Source organism: Streptomyces sp. NBC_00988 (genome assembly GCF_045162645.1).
Classification (GTDB): Bacteria; Actinomycetota; Actinomycetes; order Streptomycetales; family Streptomycetaceae; genus Streptomyces.
The window spans coordinates 10,141,166-10,164,410 of sequence record NZ_CP108730.1 but is presented as its reverse complement, the minus strand read 5'-3'; the positions used below and the strand labels follow the sequence as shown (position 1 = coordinate 10,164,410).

Genomic DNA, 23,245 nt, shown 5'->3' with positions numbered 1-23,245 from the left:
GGGCAGTGTAACCACTGCCGGGCGGTGATCCTTCCGATCCGCACCGACCCGCATGCCAAGTCCCCCTGCAGCAAGAGGGGTTGACGTCCGCATTGGTCTATGCCACCTTCATCCCCACATCGAGAGGTGAGCTGTCCAGTGAGCTTCACTGGTCAGGTGGTCAGGTGTCCGTGTATGCCCCCAGGTGAGCCTCCCCCACCCGCCCCGTCCCGTCCCGGAGACACCCCATGCCCGCACAGCGTTCCGTGCTCTCCCTCGTCCCCCGCCCCACCAAGTCGGCGTTCCGGCCAGGGCAGTTCACGCTCGACGCCGACTCCGCCCTGCACATCGGCGCGGGCGCCGAACCGGCGGCGGACCTCCTGCGCACCCTGCTCGCCCCGGCCACCGGGTTGCCTCTACCGGCTTCCCCCGAGGGCCAGTTGACCCTCACGCTCGACCCCGGTCTCGCTGGGCTGGCGGGTCTCGGCGAGGAGGGATACGGCCTCGCTGTCGCCCCGCACGCTGTACTGCTGCGTGCCGCGCACCTCACCGGTCTGCTGCGCGGCATCCAGACGATCCGTCAACTCCTGCCCCCACAGGCCCTGTCGGAGACTCCGCAGCCCGACACCCGGTGGGTGCTGCCGTGCGTCGAGATCACCGACCTCCCCCGTCATCCCTGGCGCGGCGCGATGCTCGACGTGGCCCGGCACTTCCAGCCAGTTTCCTATCTGCGCCGGTACGTAGACCTGTTGGCGCTGCACAAGATCAGCGTGTTCCATCTGCACCTCACGGACGACCAGGGCTGGCGCATGCCGGTGTCCGCCTACCCGAAGCTCACCGAGATCGGCGGCCATCGCGCCGAGTCCCAACTGGGCCCCGCCGGGGGCGACTTGTACGACGGTGTCCCGCACGGCGGGGCGTACACACGGGCCGAACTCGCCGACCTGGTGAGCTATGCGGCCGCTCGCGGAGTCACCGTCATGCCGGAGATAGAGATGCCCGGACACGTCCGGGCCGCCCTCGCCGCCTATCCCGAACTGGGCAACAACCCGGAGCGCACCCTCGACGTCTGGACCCGCTGGGGCGTGTGCGACACCGTCCTCGGGGTCCACGACGAGGTCCTCGACTTCTGCCGTACGGTCCTCGACGAGGTCATGGACGTCTTCCCCTCGCCGTACATCCATGTCGGCGGCGAGGAATGCCCCACCGGCGAGTGGACGCACAGTGCCGCCGCCCGCGAACGGACCCTGGCGGAAGGCCTGTCGAGCCCCGCGGAGCTGCACGGCTGGTTCCTCGGGCAGATCGGCGACTTCCTCGTGCGACACGGGCGGCGTCCGGCCGGCTGGGCCGAGACGGGGGCCGAACTGCCCCTGGATTTCGCGGTGCTGACGTGGCGCGACGCGGCGCACACCCTGGCGGCGGCGCGCCGCGGCCACCCCGTCATCAGCGCCTGGCACCGGGCGACCTACCTCGACTACGCCCAGTCCGAGGACCCGGGCGAACCCCAGGCCCAGCCCGGCGGCGTCGTCGATCTGCGCGCCGTCCACGCCCACGACCCCGTGCCCGAGGACGCCGAACGGAGCGCGGCCGAGCGGGTGTTGGGCACGCAGGCGCAGTTGTGGACCGAGTTCGTCAGGACGCCCGAGCGCATCGAGTACCTCACCTACCCCCGCCTGTGCGCCCTCGCCGACCGTGCCTGGAGCGGCGCGACCGATTGGGCGGACTTCCGTTCCCGCCTCGACGACCACACCGCCCGCCTGGACGCGCTCGGCGTCCCGTACCGCCCCTGAGCCATCCCCCTTCCAGTACCGCCCCCCTCAAGTACCGCCCCTCACCTGTCCGTTCCGGAATCACCCCACCTTTCTGGAGAGGCACGACATGAGACTCGACATGAGGTTCGACACGAGGTTCGCGAAGAACAGGCTGCGCGCCGCCGCGTCCGCCGCCGTCGCGGTGGCCATGGGCGCCGCCGCGCTCACCGCGATGCCGTCCACCGCGAGCGCGGCGGGCGACGGACTGAGCGTCCAGTACCGCACGAGCGCCACCGGGGCGACGGCCGATCAGTCGGAGCCTTGGTTCAAGGTGAAGAACACCGGTTCCAGCACAGTGCAGTTGGCGGGCGTCAAGCTCCGCTACTACTTCAAGGCGGACTCGGCGAGCGCGAGTTACCGCTTCGCGTGTTCCTGGGCGGTCAAGGGCTGTGCCAACGTCACGGGCACCTTCGGCACGCTCGCCAACCCGACGGCCACGGCGGACCGTTACCTGGAGATCGGCTTCACCTCCGGCGCGGGCACACTCGCACCGGGCGCCGACACCGGTGACATGCAGCTGCGCTTCTACCAGTCGACGTGGCAGACGCTGAACCAGAGCGACGACTACTCCTTCGGCGCCGCGCAGACGTCGTACGCCGACTGGTCCAAGGTCACCGCGCAGCTGTCCGGCGCCACGCTGTGGGGCACCGCCCCCGCGGGCAACGACCCGACGAACCCGCCCACGGACCCGCCGACCGATCCCCCGGCGACCGGCGCCACGCTGTTCGACGACTTCAACTACAGCGCCTACAACGACCCGAAGATCTCGTCGCACGGCTGGAGCGTGCGCGCCGGCTCCGGCGGTCCAGGTGTCTCCGGTGCCACCTGGGCGCCCGAGAACGTCACGTTCGCCAGCACCAGCGGCAACTCCGTGATGAACCTGGAGACGTCGACGTCCGGCACCGGCGAGAGCACCAAGCAGACCGAAGTCGTCACCAACACAAGGAAGTTCAAGAACGGCACCTACGCGGCCCGGGTCAAGTTCAACGACGCGCCCAAGTCAGGACCGGACGGCGACCACCTCGTGCAGACGTTCTTCACCATCAACGACCTCACGGCCCCGTTGGCGGACGACTACTCCGAGTACGACTTCGAGTACCTCCCCAACGGCGGCTGGGGCGAGACCTCCGACATCCTCTACACGACGTCCTGGGAGACCTACCAGGCCGACCCGTGGATCGCGGTCAACCAGCACACCGAGGGCCGGCAGAGCTACAACGGCTGGCACGACCTGGTGCTGACCATCGACAACAGCAGCATCAAGTACTACATCGACGGCCGGCTCTTCGGCACCCACGACGCCGCGTACCTCCCGGAGCGGCCGATGTCGATCAACTTCAACCAGTGGTTGATCGACTTCGGCGGCCTGACCAGTTCCACCGCACGGTCCTACGACGAGCAGGTCGACTACGTCCTGCACGTCAAGGACCAGGTCCTCACGCCGGCGCAGGTCGCCGCCAAGGTCGCGGCGTACCGCGGCGCGGGCACCACGTTCGAGGACACCGTGCCCAGCAGTTGATCACTCAGGGCGGCGGGCCGCACACTCGGCGTACGGCATCCGGGAGCGCGGCCCGACGTCGCCTAAGCTCCGGCCCATGCGCGTAATGGTCTTGGAGGACGACCCCGAGCTGGGGCCCGTCGTCGCTGCTCAACTGCGTGACGCGGGGTTCGCGGTGGACCTCGCGCGCACGCTGGCCGAGGCGGATCTCAAGCTCTCCGTCAATCGCTACGACTGTGTCGTGGCCGACCGCTCGGTCCCGGACGGCGACTCCCTCACGCTCCTCGCCGCACACCGGCGCGCGGGTTCGGTGCTGCCCTTCCTGTTGCTGACGGCGCTGGACGCGGTGAGCGACCGGGTCGCCGGCTTCGAGCACGGCGCGGACGACTACCTGGTGAAGCCCTTCGCCTTCGCCGAACTGGTCGTACGGGTAAGGGCGTTGTGCCGCAGGGAGCAGCCCGCGCGGCCGTCCGTCCTGCGCGCGGGCGACCTGGAACTCGACCTCCCACGCCGCCGGGTGACCCGGGCCGGGGTCCTGCTCAGCCTCTCGGCCAAGGAGTTCGCGGTCCTCGAACTGCTGATGCTGCGCGCGGGCGAAGTGGTGACCCGCAGCGAGCTGATCGAGAGCTGCTGGGACGAGGCGAGCGAGCCGATGTCCAACGTGGTGGACGTCCTGATCGGCCAGCTGCGCAGACGCCTCGGGCCGCCCGATCCGATCGAAACGGTGCGCGGTGTCGGCTACCGACTGGGCGGCGAGGCGTGAACCGCCGCGACACGGCCTCAGCCCCGTCGCCCGCCGTGGCCCGACTCCGCCGCACCCGCCGGCTGATGACCCTCCTCTTCGCCTCGACGACCGCGGCCTGTCTCGTGGTCCTCGCCGTGGTCGCCATCCGCATCGATTCCGCGTCCCGCCGTTCCGGCCTCGACCACGAGGTCGGCAGTCGCGCGGCGGGGCTGTCGCGGGCGGTCTGGTTCGATGACGCGGGTGTCCTGCACCTGGAGCCGCTGCGCGAGGACGAACTCGCCCAAGGCGCCCAGGTGTTGGCGGTGTTGCAGGCGGCGCCGGGGAAGACGCCGACCGTGCGGAACGTCGTACCCGGACGCTCGTCGCTTCCCGACGCGGACCAGTTGGACGAGGTCTGGCACAGCGTCCTGGACGAGCAGGGAACGGTCCAAGTCAGCGCCTCCGCCACCAAGGGCGGGCGGCTGCGGTGGGCGGCGGCGCCGGTCTGGGACGAGGACCGGATCGGGGCGGTCGTACTCGTCGGCACGGAACTGGCGCGCAGCGAACACGACCACGACCTCCTCGTGCGCTGGCTAGCCCTCGGCTGCACAGCGCTGGTCTGCTGCGCGGCTGCCGTAGGACATCTGCTGTCCGGGCGGGCCATGCGGCCCGCGCTTCGGGGCCTTGGCCAGCAGGAGCAGTTCCTGGCCGAGGCGGCGCACGAGCTGCGGACGCCGCTGGCGACGCTGCGGCTCGTGGTGGAGCGGAACGGTCCAAGCGACGAGGCGCTACGGCTGGTGGACCGGCTCAGTCGGCTGGTCACCGGGCTGCTCGCCCGGGCGCGGCTGGAGTCCGGGGCGCAGCGGGTCGAGCTGGTGCGGCTGCGGCTGGACCAGTTGGTGGAGACGACGGTCGAGGAGTTGCCGGACCACGAGAACGTGACGGTGACGGCCGAGCCGGTGGTGGTGCTCGGCGATCCGGATCTGCTGGCGCAGGCGGTGCGGAATCTGGTGGAGAACGCGCAGCGGCACGGGGGCCCGGCCGGTTCGCCGGTGGAGGTCGGCGTCACGCCGGGGCTGGTCACGGTCCGCGACCACGGGGACGGCGTACCGCTCGCGGACCGGGAGCGCGTGTTCGCACGCGGGGTCACCAGGACCGGTCCAGGCACGGGCGCGGGCCTCGCCATCGTCCGCTGGGTCGCCGGTCTGCACCACGGCACCGCCCGCCTCACGGACGCCCCCGGCGGCGGCCTGCTCGCCGAACTCCGGCTCCCGACGGACGCACCCCAGGCGTCCTCATCTTCATCTCATGAAGGTCCCGGCACCGTGGGCGCATGAACGTATTGCGCAGCCCAGTCGTGCTGGTCACCACCACCGCCGTGAGCATCGGCGCCGTGCTCGTCGGCCTCAATGTCTACGGCGAGGCCGCCACACCGTCCGCAGCCCATGTGGCCGTCCGGGTCGACCAGGTCGGCTATGTGAGGGGCGAGACGAAACAGGCGTATGTCATGGGGCCCACGAGGGCGCTCGCGGGGGCGCGCTTCAAGGTCGTGGACACGACGGGCAAGGTGGTCACGGCGGGTCGGCTCGGTGCCGTCACCGGTCATTGGAACGCCAAGTTCCCGTCCGTGCGGACCGTCGACCTCTCCGCGCTGGACAAGCCCGGCACGTACCGCATCGTCCTGTCCGGCAGCGCGGCCGGCCGATCCCCCGCCTTCCGGATCGCCGACGCGAGCGAGCTGATGACCCCGCTCATCCGGGACAACGTCCGATTCCTGCAGGCACAGCGTGACGGAGCCGACATGGTTCCCGGCGGGCTGTCCCACGGCCCGTCCCATCTCGCCGACGAGGACGCGACCGTCTACGCAGACCCGCACTACGACGAGGCGGGCGAGGAACTGCTCGACGAGCGGCTGACCCCGACCGGTGTGAAGGCCGATGTCGCGGGCGGCTGGTTCGACGCGGGCGACTTCCTCAAGTTCACCGGCACCACCTCCTACTCGACCGCCGAACTCCTGCTGGCCGAAAGGGGCTTGCCGGACATGGAGGCGCTGTCCGCCGAGGCCGAGCACGGGCTGGAGTGGGTGGACAAGATGTGGGACGGGGACAGCGAGACGCTCAACGCCCAGGTCGGCATCGGCGCGGGCAACGACGCCGTACGGACGGATCACGACGTGTGGCGGCTGCCGGAGGCCGACGACCGGCTCGATGTGGAGCCCGGTGACCCGGACTACACGATCAAGCACCGGCCGGTGTTCCGCGCGAACAAGCCGGGCGAGCCGATCACGCCGAGTCTGGCGGGACGGGTGGCCGCGGTGTTCGCCCTCGCCGCGCAGCGCACGGCCGACAGCGACCCGGACCAGGCGCGGGAGTGGCTGGACAAGGCCGCCGCCGTCTACGACCTCGCCGACACCGACCACGACCCCGACAAGCCGCTCGTCACGGCCTTCCCGAGTGCCTTCTATCCCGAGGACTCCTGGCAGGACGACATGGAGTTCGCGGGCGCCGAACTGGCCCTGGCCGCACGGGACTTGGGTGACGACCGGGAGGCCGACTGGACCGGCGAGTCCGCCCACTGGGCCAAGGCCTACCTGGACTCCGACGTCAAGGGCACCCTCAACGTCGCGGACGTCAGCGCGTTGGCCCATGTCGACCTGGCCACCGCTCTGGACGGCGCCCGCAGCAACGGAGTTGGAGCCGAGGACCTGAACAAGGACCTGCGGCGCCAGTTGGAGGACGGGGTCGATCACGCGGACCACGATCCGTTCGGTGCCGGCGCGGTCTACGACGACTTCGACGCCGTACCGCACACCTTCGGCCTGGTGGCCACCGCCCGCCTCTACGCCAAGGCCACCGGGGACACCCGCTACGCAGCGTTCGCCGGCCGGCAGCGGGGCTGGGCGCTCGGCGCCAACCCCTGGGGCACCAGCTTCATGATCGGTGCGGGCGAGGTCTACCCGCACTGCCCGGAACACCAGTTGGCCAACCTCCGCGGCAGCCTCGACGGCAAGGGCGCGATCCTGCGGGGCGCGGTGGTCAACGGCCCCAACGCCGCTGACAAACTGTCCGAGTTGAACGGCTTCCCGACGATGAAGAAGTGCACCGCCGCCCCGCCGTCGGGAGCCTGGACCGACTTCGACGGCAAGGGCTCGCGCTACGTGGACGACGTGGGCGCCTGGCAGACGGTGGAGCCCTCGCTGGACTTCACGACGACGGCCCTGCTGGCCTTCGCGCTCACCGCGCAGGACGAGGACTAGTGGCCAAGCCTCTGAATCTCCTCAAGTCGCTTGGCCCGCACGGAACATGGTCGGCAGGCTGAGCCCCATGACTGGAATCACGGGACTGAGCAAGAAGAACACCTTCGTGCTGACCATCCGGGATGCCGACGTGGTCACGGCGGCCCTGCGCCAGGCGCTGGACGGGGCGTCTCCCGAGGAGCGCCCCGGCCTGGAACGCGCCGCCGCTCTCGTCGAGTCCACCGCCGCCGCCAACGAGGGCCGGCTGCACGCTCGTTGGGTACGGTCCCGGCTGGACGCTGTCGGCTTCACCGGGGACCTCACCTCGGTCGCCGCGGTGCGTGCGCTGCGCCAGGCGGAGCCGCGCCTGAGCCTGCTGGCCGCTGTGCACCTGCAGAAGGAGGCAGTGGCCCATCCGGAGTGATCCGGCAGCCTCCGGTCACGCGGGGAGTGGAGGCTGCCGGATGCGAGGGGCCGCTCAGGACGTGAGGTAGCAGGACTTGCTCACGTTGGGCAGCGGGTCGGAACCGAAGGCCGCCGTCGTGCAGCTCGCGCCGCCGCTGAATGCCTTGTAGAGGAAGCGGCCGCGGGCGCCGTAGGCGACGGTCTGCTGTCCGCTGAAGGCACAAGTGCCGCCTTCCGCCGAGCAGTTGGTGGCATAGCCGACCGGGCCGCCGGTAGCGGTGTAACAGGCCTTCGACTCACCGGAGATGGGGTCGCCGAACGTGGCGTCGGTGCACGCGGTGTCACCGGTGGCGGTGGCCGTGGTGAACGCTCCATAGGCGCCGTACATCACCGGCTGTCCCGCCGCTGCCGCACAAGTGCCGTTCTGGTCCGCGCACTTGGTCCAGCCACCGGCCGGGGCTCCTGCGGGCGGCAGGTAGCAGGACTTGGCGACGCCGTCGATGGGATCGCCGAAGTGGGCGTTGGTGCAGGCGACGTTGCCGTTGGTGACCTGGTGGACGAAGTTGCCGTTGGCGCCGTAGGCCACGTCGCGGTTGTAGCCGGGCACGGCGCAGGTGCCGTTCTCGGCCGCGCAGGCGGTGTATCCGGGCGGGCCGCCCACGTCGGCGACGTAGCAGGACTTGACGAGGTTGGCCGCCGGGTCGCCGCCGAAGGAGTCGTTGGAGCAGGCGGTGCTGCTGGTCACGGTCTTGTAGGTGTACGTCCCGGCGCCGTAGGCCACGGAGCGGGTGCCGCTGAAGGAGCAGGTACCGCCCTCGCCCGCGCACCGGGTATAGCCCGCGCGCAGGGCGCCGGTGCCGGGTTCGGCGGGCGGCGACGGATTGCCGAGGCCGGTGGCGGAGACGGTGTAGCTGCCGGGGGCGACGCCGGTGAGGTAGACGTAGGTGTCGTCCTGGCTGCCGCCGGTGATGCCGGAGGTGGGCGTGAACGCTCCGTTGCTCCAGACGGTCGCGCCGTTCACGGTCACCGTGATGTTGCCGCCCAGCTTCGGGACGCCGATGCGGCCGGTGCTGCCCGAGGGGCTGGAGAGGGTGGCCGAGTAGGTGCCGGCCGACGGGTCGCGGGACCAGGACGCGTTGATGGCGCCCTGGGGCATGGTGATGCGGCCCTGGGCGCTGGTCAGGTCGCCGGGGTGCGGGACGAAGCGGTAGGCGCCGGTGGACGACTCGGGCGCGGTGCCGAGCACGTCGAAGGTGAGCGTGGAGGTGGGTGCGGTGGACCAGCCGTGCGCGAGGCTCATGAACGAACCGCCGTACGCCAGACCGCCGTCGGACTGGATGCCCTCCCAGAACGTGCTCTTCGTCCCGATGTCACTGTCGAGCATGTGGCCCCAGGTACGGCGGATCTGGTCCAGGGCCGTGAAGTCGTCGTTCGCGGTGAAGCGGGCGTTCAGCTCCATGCCGCCGGCGAACGGCGAGACGTTGCCGCCCCATTCGGGCGTGGTCGGGCCGTAGATGCCCCAGTTCTTGCCGAGCCCGGTGATGATGCTCTTCGACTTGGCCGTGGAGTCGCTCAACCCGTACCAGACGGCAAGGGAGTTGCCGTCCTGCGGATACAGGCCGCTGGTCGGGTTGTCCTTGTACATGCCCTTGGAGGCGTCCCAGAGAAGGGAGTTGGCGGCTGACTTGATCGCGGCGGCCTTGCTGTTCCAGCTCGCGGCGAGCGCGCTGTCGCCCTCGACCGTGGCGAGGGAAGCGCCGCCCTTGAGGGCGCCGTACAGCAGTGCGTTGGCGGAGATGTTCTCGCCGCCCTGGCCCACGCGGGCCCAGTCCTGGGTGCGGGTCACGTTGAGGAGGTTGTTGCCGTCGATCTTGTTGGTGATGAAGGCCATCCCCCGCTTGTAGTTGGACCATTCGGAGTCCAGCCACGACCGGTCGGCGGTGTAGGTGTAGTACGTGGACGTCCCCAGCAGGGTCCACGTGTGGTACGTGTCCGAGCCGGTGAGGTTGAACGGCGGCCCGGACCAAGGGATTTCACCCGCCGACGACTGCGCGTTGTACATCGTGGTGAGCGCGTTGCGGGTCGAGGTGAGGTCGTTGGAGTACGCGTACTGCGTGGGCACGGCGATGCCCATGTCGCCGGGCCACACCGTACGGTCCCGCTTCGCCCCGTCGACCAGCACGGAGTCGCCCACGCCTACGGTGGCGCTGTTGTCCCACGCCGACGCAGGCGGGGGCCAGGCGCGGCCCTGGTTGGAGGCGATGGTGTTCAACTGCACGGTGTAGGCCCCGGCGTACCAGATGCGGTTGAGCAACTCGTCGCTGGAGGTGAAGTAGTTGGCGTAGTCGGCCGGGTTCGCCTTCCCCGGGGCCGCCGTGAAGTTGAGGCTGACACCGGTGAGGTCCACCCAGCCCGAGCTGTCGAGGAAGACGGTCAAGTAGCGGAATCCACCCCGGAGTTGAGCGGTGGGAACGGTGTAGGTGCCGTTGGCGGAGGGTGTGGCGTAGAGGGTGCCGTCCTCGCCGTCGCGGCCGCTGCTGCGGTCGCTGTTGTTGCCCACGTACAGGGACGACTCACTGAAGGCCAGTCCGACACGTTGACCGCTGGAGCTGGTGCTGCCGAATGACAACGTTACCAAGCCGCCGACCTCCTTCCCGAAATCGAGCGTGATGGCCGACTGCGAGCCGGAGATCCGGGTCGCCTGCCCGTTGAGGACGTTCGTCGGGTTCGCGACGCTGCCGGACGTGCGGTAGACGGCGGTCGGCTTGAGGGTGCGCGAGGTCGGCGAGTAGTTCACGGCGTCAAGTGCCGCCTTGGGGGCGGGCGTTGCACTCGCCGGCGCCGCCCCGGCGGACAGGGCCGGGGTCACGGCCAGCGCGGCGGCCACCGTCATGGTGAGCCCAACTAGGCGGCCTGGTCTGGGCTTTCGGTTCTGCGGTGGCCTGCGGCGGCGCATGAGTGCCTCCCGGATCGGTGGGGGAACCAGCCGCTCAACTGGACAACCAGGCATGTGAATCGATTCAAACTGATCGACTGCGGGGGCCTGGAAGTGGAAGAGCAGCGGGTACGCGAGATGACTCGCCGAAGTTCGCACCGATGATGGGCGCCGGGCGAGCGGGTGTCAACCCATCGCGACAGCCCTCAACTCCGGCGTAAAAAGCGCACCTTAGGAGATTGACAGGGCCGCACCAAGCCGGTTCACTGCGTCGAGGACGGGTAGAGGTATGGACCATTGATCCAGAGCTGAATCCATTCACACCCAGCGTCCCCCATCGTGAAATCGAGGCGAGTTCCGGTGTCCCTACATGATTTCGACATCGTTGTCAGACCACGGTTCCTCAGCTTTCTGCTGACGGCCGCCCTCGCGTTCGTGGCGCTGGTCCCGGTCGCGTCGCCGGCCTCCGCCGCCACCCAGGTGTGCGTCCTGGCCTGTGACACGCTCGACCCGTCGCAGGCGAGACAGGAAACGTTTCCAGTGCCGGACAAGACCCTCAACGGACGGGTCGTACGGCTCCATGTGTCCGACGCCGACGACATGGCGTGGGCCAGCATCGACAACGGTACGAGCGGCGACGCGGTGTGGTTGGACCGGTCCTGGGATGGCGGCGCCACCTGGGACGGTCTGCTCGGCAAGGCGAGCATCCCGAGCACCTGGACCGGTACAAGGACGCTGATGTACAACATCACCGACCCGCGCAACCACAAGCGCGGCCTCGTCCGCGCCTGCGGCGACGCGGCCGGCGTCGGCTGCACGAACTGGGTCTACCCCACCGTCTGCGACGCGGTCTGCGACGGCACGAGCGCGACCCAGGCGGCGGGCGACGACCAGCCGGTTCCCTCAACCACCCTGTACGGCCGCACCATTCGGCTGCACGTGGACCAGAAGAACTCCATGGCCTGGGCGAGCATCGACACCGGTGGCGCCGGTGACGAGATCTGGTTGGACCGTTCCTGGGACGGCGGCTCGACCTGGCCGGACGGCTCCTCCCTCGGCCGGACGAGCACCCCGTCCGGAGCGACCACGACCCGCACCGCGATGTACGCCGCCCGCGATCCGCGCGGTCTCCTCTACGGCGGGGCGGTCCGCGCCTGCGGCCGGGAGGCGAGCCACAACGAGGGCAGCTGCACGGCGTGGTACCGGCCGGTGCCGACCCGGGCGCGCGCCGCGGCCGACTCACTGATGACGTCGTACGACCCCTACAACGGCTGGTGGCCCAGCAGTTGGTGGAACTCTGCGGCGACCCTCACCTCCGTCATCGACTTCGCGAAGACGACCGGCACGCACGACTACGACTGGATCATCGCCCGCACCTTCGACCAGAACAAGGGCGTCTTCCCGGCCGGGACGCGCAGCTCGGACGCGATCGAGGGCGACTTCATCAGCCGGTCGATCGACGACTCGGGCTGGTGGGCGATCGCGTGGATCGACGCGTACGACTACACCCACGACGCGCGCTACCTCAACGAGGCCGTCACCATTGCCAATTACGTCCAGCAGTACTGGGACACCAGTACCTGCGGCGGCGGTGTGTGGTGGGACCGGGAGCGGACCTACAAGAACGCGGTGACGAACGGGCAGTACCTGTGGCTGACCACCGCGCTGCACCAGCGCATCGCCGGTGACACGGTCTGGCTGCAGCGGGCGAAGACGTCGGCCGCCTGGTACAAGGCCAGCGGGATGATCAACTCCGCGGGTCTGGTGAACGACGGACTGTCGTCGTCCTGCGCCAACAACGGTTCCACCGTGTGGAGTTACAACCAGGGCCTGGCCATCGGCGCCTTCACGGAACTGTGGAAGACGACGGGTGACAGCTCGATGCTGACCACGGCGCGGACGCTGGCGGATGCGGCGATCAGCAACTCGCAGCTGACGGTGGGCGGAGTGCTGACCGAGTCCTGCGATGTCGGCTCGGCGTCCTGCGACGACAACCAGAAACAGTTCAAGGGCATCTTCATGCGGAACTTCGCCGACCTGGCGAAGGCGACCGGCTCGACCACCTACCAGACGTACATCCAGAAACAGGCCGACACCCTGTGGGCGCTGGACCGGTCCACACTCAACACCCTCGGTGAACGCTGGGCCGGCACCAGCCCCAACCAGACCGACTGGCGTACGCAGGCCAGCGCGCTCGGAGCACTCACGGCCGCCGCCGGGAGCTGAGCGCAGGGTGGGTGTCCGACACCTGGGTAATGGGCAGCCTGGTTGCGCTCCTCGGGCGCGACCAGGCTGACCGTGTGGCACCACCTGAAGACCCACCCGAGGAGCGGACGATGAGCGTCACCCACACGGACACCGGCACGGAAGCCGACACTGAAGCCGACACGAACACCGTGACCTGGAACGACAAGGCCCTCGACGAGATCATCTCGAACGACACGGGCCGCCCCGTCCTCTTCACCAACGCCCGGGTCCTGACCATGGACCCCCTGATCGGAACCCTGCGCGGCGCCGACGTCCTGCTCGTTGGCGCCCTGCTGGTGGGCGTCGGCCCGGGCATCATCACGGCGGCGGGCGACGACAACGCCATCGTCGTCGACTGCGCGGGCATGACGGTGGTCCCGGCGGTGGTGGACGCGATCGCCCTGGTCGGCGGTCGCGGCCGGCGTTCGGAGTACGTCGCGACGCTGACGCCCGGGAACACGGGGGACCTGCTCGTCGTACCGGACTCGTCGGCCCCCGATGTGGCCAGCGCGCTGGCCACGTTGCTGACCCGCCCGCAAGAGGTCCGCGCCCTGGTGGCCGCCGGCAAGCCGGTCCTCTGGTCCGGCACGGACGCCCCCGGCCGCGCGACCGCGCCCGAGCCGGGCATCCCGGCCGCCCAGGACCTGACCGGCAGCCCGCGCATCGGCGTCTGGATCGACGAAAACGACTTCCTGCACCAGGAGTTGACCCCCGATGGCCGCTACGACGAGACCCGCGGCGGCCGCCCGCACGCCTACGAGGGCCGCTATTGGATCGACGGCGACCGCATCGACTACCTGGACGACCTCGGGTTCTGGGCTTTCGGCGAGTTCCGGGGCGACGAGCTGCATCACGCGGGTTATGCGATGCGGCTTGGGGGCGGGCGTAGTGCGGAAGCGCGGCACGCGGTGCGGGGCCCCGGCCGGGCGCGGGCCTAGGTCGATGCCCCCGGCCGGGCGCAGGCGTAGATCGATGCCAGGCGCGGGCGGTCGTAGCGGGGCGTGGGCCGGATCCGCGCGCCCCGGGGCAAACCCTGGAACCTCGCGCCACAGGCCCCGGCTGGTCGAACCCGATGGCAAACCGTTGGCCGCCAGGCCCGGGACGCAGGCGCAAGTCCAGAGCGCCCCGGCGGATCCCCGCACACCACCGGTCCGACCCAGGCGCCTCACACCGTCGGACCCCGCCCACGCGGTCGTACCGGATCAGGGACCGCCGCTCCCCGCGAACTCCGCGCGCAACCGGCCCTCAGCCCCAGGGGCAGATCCCGGATGCAGGTCCAGGGCCGCCAAGGCCGCGCCGAGCAAGGGTGGTTCCGTGCACACCACCGGGCGGACGGTCGGGACCGCTTCCCTGAGGCGGTGTTCGACGTCGTCGAGGAGGGCCTTGTGGCCGGCGGCCAACACGCTTCCGCCCAGGACGACTTCGGGGTCCGGGGAGACGGCGAGTTGGAGGCGGCACAGAACGGTGACCGCCATTCTCGCGATCTCGGCCGCGAGGCGTTCGACCAGTTCCGTCGCGATCTCGTCCCCCTCGTCGCGGGCCGCGAACACCGCCGGGCAGAGTTCGCTGAGGCGGAGGGAGGGGACGTCGCCGTTGTGCAGGGCGGCGGTGACGTCGGCGACCGTCGCGAGGCCGAAGTGGTCAATTACCGCCGCGCGAAGGGCAGTTCGCGGGCCGCGGCCGTCCTCCGCCCGCGCCGCGTGCCACAGCGCCGACGTGCCTACGTCGATGCCGCCGCCCCAGTCCCCCGAGATCCTCCCCAGTGCGGCGAAGCCGGTGGTGCGGCCGTCGGGGGCCACGCCGACGCAGTTGATGCCGGTGCCGCAGACCACGCCTACGCCCCAGGGGCGGCTGGCGCCGGCGCGGAGGACGGCGTAGGAGTCGTTGTCGACGCGCTGGGTGACCGCCCAGCGGCGGGCGCCGACGGCCTCGCGCAACGCCTTGATCTCGTACGGCAGATCGGCCCCGGCGAGGAAGGCCGTGATGCCGTCCACCTCGACGTCGGCCTCAACGCCCGCCGACGCCATCGCCTCGGCGCGCAAGGCCGCGAGTACGTCCATCGCTGCGTCGACGCCCACCGCCTGCGGGCGGAATCCGCCGCCCCGCGCACGGCCCAGGATCGTGCCGTCCGTCGTCAACACGGCGACATCCGTCTTCGAGTTGCCGCCGTCGACCGCGAGCAGCAGGCCTGTCTTCATCAGGCCCACCACAGGTGTTCGCGGTTGGCGGCGACGAGCTTCGCCGCCAACTCCTCGGCGACCTTGACCTGTCCGACGAGAGGATGCGCCAGCAACGCCGTCGCGACCCGGTCGACCCCGCCGTGCAAGGCTGCTTCCAGGGCCAGTTCCTCGTAGGCCGTCACATGCGCGATCAGTCCGGCGAACAACGGCTCTACGGCCGTGACGGGCAAGGGAGTTGCACCCTGCGCGTCGATGCGCGACGGGACCTCGATGACGGCGTCGTCGGGGAGGAAGGGCAGGGTGCCGTTGTTGCGGACGTTGGCGACGCGGACGTCACCGGTGTCGGCGGTGAGGGCGTGCACCAGCTGGACGGCCGCCTCGGAGTAGTAGGCGCCGCCGCGCTTGTCCAGCAGGGCGGGCTTCTCCGTCAGGGCCGGGTCGGCGTACATCTTGAGCAAGTCGCCCTCCATCTCGGCCACTTGCTGGGCGCGGGAGGGTTCGCTGAGCTGCTCGCGCAGGACCTCGTCGTGGGCGTAGTAGTAGCGCAGGTAGTAGGAGGGAACGACGCCCAGCCTGCGGACCACGTCCAGCGGCATGCGCAACCGGTCCGCGAGGGCCTGGCCGTGCTCGTCGAAGATGCGCGGGAGGACGTCGACGCCGTCGAGCCGCACCGCCCGTTCCCAGGTGAGGTGGTTGAGGCCGACGTGGTCCAGGGCGACGCGCTCGTGGTCGACGCCGAGCCAGTCGGCGAAGGTGCGCTGGAAGCCGATGGCGACGTTGCAGAGCCCAACTGCCTTGTGTCCGGCGTCCAGTAGGGCGCGGGTGACGATGCCGACCGGGTTGGTGAAGTCGACGATCCAGGCGTTCGGGGCGCGCTTGGCGACCCGTTCGGCGAGGTCGAGGACGACCGGGACGGTGCGCAGCGCCTTGGCCAACCCGCCCGCGCCGGTGGTCTCTTGGCCGATGCAGCCGCACTCGTGCGGGAAGGTCTCGTCGACGTGCCGGGCGGCCTGGCCGCCGATGCGGAGCTGGAAGAGGACGGCGTCGGTACCGTCGATGCCCGCGTCGGGGTCGGCGGTGGTGGTGATTTTCGCGGAGCTGCCCTGGCGGGCCAGGATGCGACGCGCGAACGGGGCGATGACGTCGAGCCGCTCGGGGTCGGGGTCGACCAGGGCGATCTCGGTGACGGGGAGGCCCAACCGGGCGAATCCGTCGATGAGTTCGGGGGTGTACGTGGATCCGCCACCGACAACGGTGATCTTCAACCTTTGACTCCTGTCAGGGTGACGCCCTCGATGAAGGCCTTTTGCGCGAAGAAGAAGACGATGATCACCGGCGCCATCGCAATGAGGGTCGCCGCCATGGTGAGGTTCCACTGCACCGCATGGGAGGTCTTGAAGGTCGCCAGGCCCAGGGCCAACGTCCAGTGGGCGGGCGTCTCGCCGGTGTAGATGAGCGGGCCGTAGTAGTCGTTCCAGGCGTTGAAGAAGGCGAAGAGGCCGACGGCGACGAGCGCGGGGCGCATCATCGGCAGCACCACCCGGGTGAGGACCCGGAGTTCACCGCAGCCGTCGATGCGGGCCGCGTTGAGGTAGTCCTCGGGGACGGTGAGCAGGAACTGGCGCAGCAGGAACACCGAGAAGGCGTCCCCGAAGAGGGACGGGAGCACCAACGGCCAGATGGTGCCGGTGAGATGGAGCCGGGCCCACATCAAGTACATGGGGATGACGAGGACTTGGGGCGGCAGCATCATCATGGTGATGACGCACAGGAACGCCGTGTTGCGGCCCTTGAAGCGGAACCGGGCCAGCGCGTACGCGATGGGGACGCTGGAGAGCAGGGTGGTCGTGGTGGCGGCGACGGCGTAGATCACCGTGTTGGTGAGCCAGGTGCCGATCGGCGCGGTGCTGAACACCGTGCGGTAGTTGGACCACTGCCATTGGTGGGGCCACAGGCTGGTGGTGAGGGACTGGCCGTCGGTCATGACCGAGGTCAGGAAGATGAACACGATCGGTCCGATGAAGGCGCAGGCCAGGCCGACGGCGATGGCGTGTTCGGCGATCCAGATCAGGGTCCTGCGGCGGCCGGCCCGGCCTCGTGCGGCGCGGTGGGGCGAGGCGGCGCGGGTCTGCCGGGCGGGTGCCGGGGCGTAGGTCGTCGTCATCGTGGCGGCTCCTCGGTGGCCAAGTCCCGGACGGTCGTGGCGACTTGCCGATGGGCGAAGCGGTACGTCATCGCGGTGACTCCTCGATGCGGAGGATCTCGGCGTCGTACGTCATCGCGGGGACTCCTCTATGTCGAAGCCGGAGGCGCGGCGGAGGAGGACGACGGTGAAGGCCATCGCCACCACGAAGAGCACCACGGCAAGGGCGCAGGCGTAGCCCGCGTGGAACTGGTTGAAGCCGGCGATGTAGAGCTGCTGGGGGAAGGTGAGGGTGGAGCCGTCCGGATAGCCGGGCGCGGCCTGGATGTTGCCGTTGGCGACCTGGGAGGCGACCATCGCCTGGGTGAAGTACTGGAGTCCGGCGATGACCCCGGTGACGGTTGCGAACAGCACGACCGGTGAGATCGTCGGCAGGGTGACGTAGCGGAAGCGGTGCCAGGGGCCGGCGCCGTCGAGCTCTGCGGCCTCGTACAGTTCGGCGGGTACCTCCAGCAGGGCCGCCAGGAAGATGACCATCATCGTGCCGCTGCCCCACAGGGCGAGCAGGGTCAGGGCCGGTTTGGACCAGTCCGGCGAGTTGAACCAGAGCGGGCCGTAGATGCCGAGCAGGCCCAGGATCCGGTTCACCGGGCCGGAGTTGGGGTTGAACATGCAGACGAAGGCGACGGTCGCGGCCACCGGCGGAGCCAGCGCGGGCAGATAGAACAGGGTGCGGAAGAGGCTCGCCCCGGCCTTGAGCCGGGCGGTGACCATGGCCACGCCGAGGGCGAAGAGCACCTGCGCCGGGACCATGATCACCACCAGCCAGGCGGTGTTGCGGACGGCGTGCCAGATCAGCGGGTCGCCGTCGAGCAGGTAGCGGTAGTTGCGCAGCCCCACGAACCGGGCCTGGGAGATCATGTTCGAGTTGGTGAAGGACAGCCAGACCGTCATCACCAAGGGGTAGATGAGGAAGACCGCGAAGCCGACCAGGCCGGGGGCCAGGAAGAGCAGCACGCGTAGCCGGTTGCGGCGCATCCGTGCTTTCAACGGGGCCGCGACGAGCGGGAGTTGAGTGATCTGGTGGGTGGTGGCCATGACGGTCACTGCCCCAGCTTGAGCGCGGCGTTGTTCTGCTTGTCGACGGCGGTCAGGCCGGCCTTCAGGTCGGGTACGCCGCCGCTCTGCCACTTCTCCACGAAGTGACCGAAGTTGGTGAGGTAGGCGCCGCCGTCGCCGCTGGCCGGAGTGGTGGTGGTGAGCGGGTTCTTGTAGACCTCCAGGAACGGGGCGAAGTTCGGGTCCTTGGAGAGGCCGAGCGAGGGTGAGTCGAGCGCGGCCGTGGTGGTGGGGACGTTGCCGATCGCGTCGGCCAGCGAAGTGAGCGCGTCGGTGTCGGTGGTGAGGAATTTGATCAACTTCCAGGCCGCGCCCGGGTGTTTGGCGCCGCGCGGCATGCCGATCACATTGCCGCCGACGTAACCGGCGCCGTACAGCTCGGACTTGCCGTCGGCGGCCGGTACCGCCGCGGTGCCGTACTCGATCTTCGCCTTGTCGTTCTTGATGAAGGCGTTGCGCCACTCACCGTCGATCATCATGGCCAACTTGCCGGTCTCGAAGGCGTTCTGGGCGGAGAACTCGTCGCCCATGCCCGCCTTGAAGGTGACGAGCTTCTTCGCGCCGAACCAGTCGACGAGGCTCTTCTGCCAGGTCAGTGCCTGGGCGAAGGCGGGGTCGGCGCCGACGTTGGACCGGCCGTCGGCAGTGAGCCACTTGCCGCCCCAGCTGGGGACGAGATGCTCGGTGAGCATCTCGTAGGCGCCCAGGTAGGGCATGAACCCGGCGGTCTTGATCGAGCCGTCCGCGTTGAAGGTGGTCAACTTCTTGGTGTCCGCCGCCAGTTCGGACATCGTCTTCGGCGGGGAGGTTATCCCGGCCTTCGCGAACAGCTTCTTGTTGTAGTACAGGCCGAAGGTGTCGGCGAGCCACGGCATCGTGCAGCGCTTGCCGTCGAAGGCGGTGTACGACTGGACGGCCTTCGGGATCTCGCTCATGTCGACGTGGTCGGCCTTGATGTCCGGGGTGAGGTCCTGGAAGGCCCCGCTGGAACACCAGCCGCCGACGTTCGCGGCGTTGAACGAGGAGGCCACGTCGGGCGCGGTGCCGCCGCGGATGGCCTGGTTGACCTTGTCGTCGGTCTGGGCGGCGACGGCCTTGACGGTGATGTACGGGTATTTCTTGTGGAACTTGGCCAGCACCGCGTCGACCGAGGCGATCTCGTGCGGGGAACTTAGACCGTGCCAAAAGGTGATGGTGACCGGGGTGGTGTCGTCGACGCCGGTGTCCGCCTTCGACGTGGCGCCGCCGGTGGTGCATGCTGCGGCCAGCAGCGCCGTGACCGCGAGCAGCGACGCGGCGACGGTACGGCGGGCGGTACGGGACTCGGACATGGAACCTCCGGCGCATTTGCTTACCACTTATTGACCAGTGGGCACATGTTGGGGCACCATTTGGGTACTGTCAAGCAAGCATTTCGGAAGTGAACCGCAAGAAAAATGACCACTGGTATGGAAAGTTGGTAGGAATGGTCAGCGGTGAGAGCCGTTGGGAGAAGCGGGAACGCATCCGCACCCACCTCCTCGACCTGGTCGAGGAGACCGGCCCCGGACGTCCCCTCCCGGGCGAGCGGCAGTTGTGCGAGGAGCTCGGGGTCTCCCGCCCCACGCTGCGCGCGGTGGTCGACGACTTCGTCCGTGACGGTCTGCTGGTGCGGGAGCACGGGCGCGGTGTCTTCGTGGCCCGCGCCAAGGTCGCCCAGCACCTCAGCGGTTCCGCCCCGGGGCAGGCACCGGGCCTGGGCGTCGGCGGCGTGGACGGCACCTGGGCCAGCCGCACCCTGGACTTCAAGACCGTCGCCGCGGGCCCCCGGATCGGCCGCCGGCTGGGCATCGCGCCCAGCGAGCAGATCCTGCGGATCCTCCGGCTGCGGACGGTCGACGGCGACCCGATGTGCGTGGAGACCCTGCACGTACCGCACGCGCTGGTCCCCGGACTGACCGCCCGCGACCTGGAGACCGACTCCTTCTACCGCATGCTCGGACAGCGATACGAGATCCTGCTGACCGACGCCGCGCAGAGCATCGAACCGACCGTGGTCGACGAGTGGGAGGCCGAACTCCTCGGCGTCTCCGTGCACACGCCCGCCCTGCTCTTCGAACGGGCGGCGCGCGACGCGGCGGGCCGGGTCGTCGAGTTCACCCGCTCCGTCTACCGGGGCGACCGCTACCGCATCTTCACCAGGCTGTCCCTGGCGGCCCGGCCCGACGGCGGACGCGTCGTCGACGGCTCCTGGTCGGCGGCCACCACCGTCCCCGGCGCCGACACCCTGGTCTTCGACCCCTACTGGACCAACTAGCCACCCTCACCCACCAGTTCACCGCGCCGGCCCACCGGCCGACGCGGCGGTCCCGCACGCCCTCCCCACCCGAAAGACACGCCACTCCCCACCAGAAAGGACCGCTCATGTTCCGTCACGCACTCACCGTGACCGGCGTCGTGGCCTCCACGGTCACCACGCTGCTCGCCTGTACGGCCTCGGTCCCAGCCGGCGCCGCCTCCTCCGCCACCTCGGGCGTCCAGCTCCAGACCTGGCTCTACCCCGGCTCGACCGGCGACTCCACCTGCACAGCCAAGAGCGAGTACGCCGACAACAGGGTGAAGAGCGGCGCCCTCAACCCCGAGTACTGGTCGGTCCAGAGCAACGGCTCCGTGAAACTGGAGACCACCGCCGACGGCAGCTGCAACACCTACAGCGCGGCCAACGTCGCCGACCTCAAGGCGCACTCGGCGTACCAGTACCCGACGCTCTCCGGCATGACCACCGCCGACGTCCACGCCCTGGTCAGCACCAACAGCACCCGTACGGCGGCCGTCACCAAGGTCACCTCCCTCGTCAGCGACGCCGGGCTCAGCGGCGTCGACGTAGACCTGGAGGACTACTGGTCCTGGAGCACCGCCGACTTCACCAACTACAAGACGTTCCTCAAGCAGTTGGCCACCGCCCTGCACGCCAAGGGCAAGCGCCTCCAGGTCGACGCACCCGCGATGACCGAGGACGCCTCGTTCTACGACTTCGCCGCCGTGGCCGCGACCGGCGCCGACGACGTCGTGATCATGGCGTACGACGAGGAGTTCGACACCGCATCCGGCGCCCGCTGCCTGCCCATCAGCCCCTACGACTGGCTGAAGAAGGTCACCCAGTACGCGCAGAGCAAGATCCCCGACCCCAGCCGCCTGATCATCGGCGTGCCCTCCTACGGCTACCGCGCGCCCGACCCGTGCGACCTCAACTCCGTGACGGGCAACATCCAGTTCAGCGACATGAAGAAGAGCCCCGGCTTCTCCAGCAACCCGGCCACCATAGAGAGCCGCCGCGACGCCTCCTCCGGCGAGATCCGCTGGGTCTCCGGCGGCGTCCTCTACGACTACGTCGACAGCGTCGCCATGGACCGCAAGCTCGCCGTCCTCAAGGGCCTCGGCGTCACCAAGGTCTCGGTGTGGTCGCTGGGCGGCGGGAACCCCTGGTTCTCCAACTGACCCATCTGATCTGCCTACGGCACTGATGCGGCGGGCACCCTCGGGTTCGGGTGCCCGCCGCATCGACTCTCCTTGCTACTCAACTCCCCTTACTTCGTGGGCGTGTTGAGCACGTGGTCCCGAGAGGCGCTCACCTCGGCACGCAGCTTGGGAAGATTCACGTCGAGCACCTGACCGTCCCACTTACGGGACTGCCCGTTGACGAACACAGCGGTGATGTTGCGCGCGTCCGAGCCCAACACCAGTGTCCCGATCGGGTCGTTGAGCGGCATGTTGTTGAGGTCCTCGGCCTGGACGACCAACAGGTCCGCCTTCTTGCCGACGGTGAGGGAGCCGGTGACGTCGCCGAGACCGTTGGTCCGGGCGCCCTGGAGCGTGGCGAAGTCGAGGACGTCGTGCGCGGTGATGCGGGAGGGCTCGCCCGCAGTGCCGTAGGCCGCGTTGACCGCGCGCATCCGCTGGATCGCGAGCAGGGCCCGCATCTGGGTGAACAGGTCGCTGGCCAGGGCGACTTCGACGTCGATGCTCAGTCCGGGGCGGATGCCTACGGCAAGCGCCTCGTCCACCGCGGGGATCGCCGTCTCCAGACCGATCTGCGCGTCCGAGGTGGGCGCGAGGGCCACCGTCGTACCGGACTCCCCCATCGCCTTCCATGCCTCGACGGTCAGCCCCGTGGAGTGGATCAGGGTGACGTCGGGGCCGAGGATGCCGTGCTTCGCCCAGGACAGCACGGCATCCGAACCGGAGGCGCCGAAGACCGCGTCGACGCTCACTCCGATGCCCAAATCGGCTGCGATACGGGCGAGTTCAGGGCCGTAGGCGAAGGCGGGTCCCGCGATCTCGTCGGTGGCGAGGGTCGCCAGGCGCAGGGTGAGGAGCTGGTCGTCGCTGCTGAAGTACTGGTCCTTGAGGCGGTTCAGGTCGGCCGGCCACTGGCGGTCCCAGTCGCCGAAGTGCGGGCCCATGGAGGCGTGGACGCCGCGGATGCCGGTGTCGCGGAGCGCTTCGACCGCCGAGTCGGAGTGTTCGCGGGTACGGGAGTTGTGCGAGAAGTCGAGCATGGTGGTGATGCCGCTGTCGAGCGCGGTGAGCGCCGCGAGTCTGGTGCCGATGTACATGTCCTCGGGCCGGTAGACGGTGGCGTATCCGGCGAGCGTGGCCATCACATAGCCGCCGAGGTCGTCGACGTCGGGCATGATCCGCCGCAACTGGGCTTCCCAGGCGTGCCGGTGGGTGTCGACGAGCCCGGGCGCGAGGATCGTGCCGGAGGCGTCGACGACCACCGCGCCCTCCGCCGACAGATCCGCCCCGATCGCGGCGATGGCGTCGCCCTCGACGAGCAAGTCGCCCTGGATGATGCCCAGTTCGGGGTCCATCGTGACGATGGTCGCGCCGGTGAACAGGATGCGCCGGCTCGGGTCGGCGGACTGACGGCGCAGCTGGTCGAGAAGGCCGGCGCTGGTGGTGTCGTTGGCGTTCATGAGAGCCCCTT

General features: G+C 69.6%; 17 protein-coding genes. 10 read left to right on the top strand and 7 right to left on the bottom strand.

Annotated features, from left to right (window positions below; genetic code table 11):
* Nucleotides 1-227: 227 nt before the first annotated feature.
* The 6 genes from OG496_RS45940 to OG496_RS45915 all read left to right on the top strand — a co-directional run bounded on the left by OG496_RS45940 (nt 228) and on the right by OG496_RS45915 (nt 7,671).
* Nucleotides 228-1,769, top strand: coding sequence for a beta-N-acetylhexosaminidase (locus OG496_RS45940; RefSeq protein ID WP_405975105.1), 1,542 nt, complete (start codon nt 228-230; stop codon nt 1,767-1,769).
* A gap of 88 nt (nt 1,770-1,857) precedes the next feature.
* Nucleotides 1,858-3,309, top strand: a complete 1,452-nt coding sequence (locus OG496_RS45935; RefSeq protein WP_405975104.1) for a cellulose binding domain-containing protein — start codon at nt 1,858-1,860, stop codon at nt 3,307-3,309.
* Nucleotides 3,310-3,385: 76 nt separating this feature from the next.
* Nucleotides 3,386-4,051, top strand: a complete 666-nt coding sequence (locus OG496_RS45930) for a winged helix-turn-helix domain-containing protein (RefSeq protein ID WP_405975103.1) — start codon at nt 3,386-3,388, stop codon at nt 4,049-4,051.
* Nucleotides 4,048-5,349, top strand: a complete 1,302-nt coding sequence (locus OG496_RS45925; protein ID WP_405975102.1) for a sensor histidine kinase — start codon at nt 4,048-4,050, stop codon at nt 5,347-5,349. The genes OG496_RS45930 and OG496_RS45925 overlap by 4 nt, the downstream gene beginning before the upstream one ends.
* Nucleotides 5,346-7,268, top strand: coding sequence for a glycoside hydrolase family 9 protein (locus OG496_RS45920; protein WP_405975101.1), 1,923 nt, complete (start codon nt 5,346-5,348; stop codon nt 7,266-7,268). The genes OG496_RS45925 and OG496_RS45920 overlap by 4 nt, the downstream gene beginning before the upstream one ends.
* Before the next feature lie 67 nt (nt 7,269-7,335).
* Nucleotides 7,336-7,671 (top strand): hypothetical protein, encoded by a 336-nt coding sequence (locus tag OG496_RS45915; RefSeq protein WP_405975100.1) that lies wholly within the window; start codon nt 7,336-7,338, stop codon nt 7,669-7,671.
* Nucleotides 7,672-7,725: 54 nt separating this feature from the next.
* On the opposite strand, the gene OG496_RS45910 is transcribed toward OG496_RS45915, so the two are convergent.
* Nucleotides 7,726-10,545: an MGH1-like glycoside hydrolase domain-containing protein gene (locus tag OG496_RS45910; RefSeq protein ID WP_405975099.1), complete on the bottom strand. Its 2,820-nt coding sequence runs from the start codon at nt 10,543-10,545 to the stop codon at nt 7,726-7,728.
* A gap of 402 nt (nt 10,546-10,947) precedes the next feature.
* On the opposite strand from OG496_RS45910, the gene OG496_RS45905 reads away from it, so the two are divergent.
* Together OG496_RS45905 and OG496_RS45900 are read left to right on the top strand one after the other, a co-directional pair.
* On the top strand, nt 10,948-12,813 hold the full coding sequence (locus OG496_RS45905; RefSeq protein ID WP_405975098.1) for a glycoside hydrolase family 76 protein: 1,866 nt from the start codon (nt 10,948-10,950) through the stop codon (nt 12,811-12,813).
* A 110-nt stretch (nt 12,814-12,923) separates the two neighbouring features.
* Nucleotides 12,924-13,772, top strand: coding sequence for an Atu4866 domain-containing protein (locus tag OG496_RS45900; RefSeq protein ID WP_405975097.1), 849 nt, complete (start codon nt 12,924-12,926; stop codon nt 13,770-13,772).
* A gap of 264 nt (nt 13,773-14,036) precedes the next feature.
* Here OG496_RS45900 and OG496_RS45895 read toward each other — a convergent pair whose 3' ends face one another.
* The 5 genes from OG496_RS45895 to OG496_RS45875 all read right to left on the bottom strand — a co-directional run bounded on the left by OG496_RS45895 (nt 14,037) and on the right by OG496_RS45875 (nt 19,607).
* The gene (locus OG496_RS45895) at nt 14,037-15,032 is read right to left on the bottom strand and encodes an N-acetylglucosamine kinase (protein WP_405975096.1); all 996 of its coding nucleotides are present in this window, start codon (nt 15,030-15,032) and stop codon (nt 14,037-14,039) included.
* On the bottom strand, nt 15,032-16,279 hold the full coding sequence (locus OG496_RS45890; protein ID WP_405975095.1) for a 6-phospho-beta-glucosidase: 1,248 nt from the start codon (nt 16,277-16,279) through the stop codon (nt 15,032-15,034). The genes OG496_RS45895 and OG496_RS45890 overlap by 1 nt, the downstream gene beginning before the upstream one ends.
* Nucleotides 16,276-17,178, bottom strand: coding sequence for a carbohydrate ABC transporter permease (locus OG496_RS45885; RefSeq protein ID WP_405975094.1), 903 nt, complete (start codon nt 17,176-17,178; stop codon nt 16,276-16,278). The genes OG496_RS45890 and OG496_RS45885 overlap by 4 nt, the downstream gene beginning before the upstream one ends.
* Nucleotides 17,179-17,289: 111 nt before the next feature.
* The gene (locus OG496_RS45880; protein WP_405975093.1) at nt 17,290-18,255 is read right to left on the bottom strand and encodes a carbohydrate ABC transporter permease; all 966 of its coding nucleotides are present in this window, start codon (nt 18,253-18,255) and stop codon (nt 17,290-17,292) included.
* Nucleotides 18,256-18,260: 5 nt separating this feature from the next.
* Complete coding sequence (locus tag OG496_RS45875) at nt 18,261-19,607, bottom strand: ABC transporter substrate-binding protein (RefSeq protein WP_405975092.1); 1,347 nt, start codon at nt 19,605-19,607, stop codon at nt 18,261-18,263.
* A 134-nt stretch (nt 19,608-19,741) separates the two neighbouring features.
* Here OG496_RS45875 and OG496_RS45870 point away from each other — a divergent pair, with 134 nt between their 5' ends.
* Together OG496_RS45870 and OG496_RS45865 are read left to right on the top strand one after the other, a co-directional pair.
* A complete protein-coding gene (locus OG496_RS45870; protein WP_405975091.1) occupies nt 19,742-20,572 on the top strand; it encodes a GntR family transcriptional regulator in 831 nt (276 codons plus the stop codon).
* 107 nt (nt 20,573-20,679) lie between these two features.
* Nucleotides 20,680-21,753, top strand: coding sequence for a glycosyl hydrolase family 18 protein (locus OG496_RS45865; protein ID WP_405975090.1), 1,074 nt, complete (start codon nt 20,680-20,682; stop codon nt 21,751-21,753).
* Nucleotides 21,754-21,842: 89 nt separating this feature from the next.
* Here OG496_RS45865 and OG496_RS45860 read toward each other — a convergent pair whose 3' ends face one another.
* On the bottom strand, nt 21,843-23,234 hold the full coding sequence (locus OG496_RS45860) for an amidohydrolase family protein (protein WP_405975089.1): 1,392 nt from the start codon (nt 23,232-23,234) through the stop codon (nt 21,843-21,845).
* Between the last annotated feature and the right edge of the window lie 11 nt (nt 23,235-23,245).

Bases quoted from the DNA above. Each gene is read 5' to 3' on its own strand.
- OG496_RS45940 (WP_405975105.1), top strand. From the start codon at position 228: ATGCCCGCACAGCGTTCCGTGCTCTCCCTCGTCCCCCGCCCCACCAAG.
- OG496_RS45860 (WP_405975089.1), bottom strand. From the start codon at position 23,234: ATGAACGCCAACGACACCACCAGCGCCGGCCTTCTCGACCAGCTGCGC.
- OG496_RS45875 (WP_405975092.1), bottom strand. From the start codon at position 19,607: ATGTCCGAGTCCCGTACCGCCCGCCGTACCGTCGCCGCGTCGCTGCTC.
- OG496_RS45935 (WP_405975104.1), top strand. From the start codon at position 1,858: ATGAGACTCGACATGAGGTTCGACACGAGGTTCGCGAAGAACAGGCTG.
- OG496_RS45895 (WP_405975096.1), bottom strand. From the start codon at position 15,032: ATGAAGACAGGCCTGCTGCTCGCGGTCGACGGCGGCAACTCGAAGACG.
- OG496_RS45920 (WP_405975101.1), top strand. From the start codon at position 5,346: ATGAACGTATTGCGCAGCCCAGTCGTGCTGGTCACCACCACCGCCGTG.
- OG496_RS45900 (WP_405975097.1), top strand. From the start codon at position 12,924: ATGAGCGTCACCCACACGGACACCGGCACGGAAGCCGACACTGAAGCC.
- OG496_RS45865 (WP_405975090.1), top strand. From the start codon at position 20,680: ATGTTCCGTCACGCACTCACCGTGACCGGCGTCGTGGCCTCCACGGTC.
- OG496_RS45880 (WP_405975093.1), bottom strand. From the start codon at position 18,255: ATGGCCACCACCCACCAGATCACTCAACTCCCGCTCGTCGCGGCCCCG.
- OG496_RS45930 (WP_405975103.1), top strand. From the start codon at position 3,386: ATGCGCGTAATGGTCTTGGAGGACGACCCCGAGCTGGGGCCCGTCGTC.
- OG496_RS45915 (WP_405975100.1), top strand. From the start codon at position 7,336: ATGACTGGAATCACGGGACTGAGCAAGAAGAACACCTTCGTGCTGACC.
- OG496_RS45870 (WP_405975091.1), top strand. From the start codon at position 19,742: ATGGTCAGCGGTGAGAGCCGTTGGGAGAAGCGGGAACGCATCCGCACC.
- OG496_RS45885 (WP_405975094.1), bottom strand. From the start codon at position 17,178: ATGACGACGACCTACGCCCCGGCACCCGCCCGGCAGACCCGCGCCGCC.
- OG496_RS45910 (WP_405975099.1), bottom strand. From the start codon at position 10,545: ATGACGGTGGCCGCCGCGCTGGCCGTGACCCCGGCCCTGTCCGCCGGG.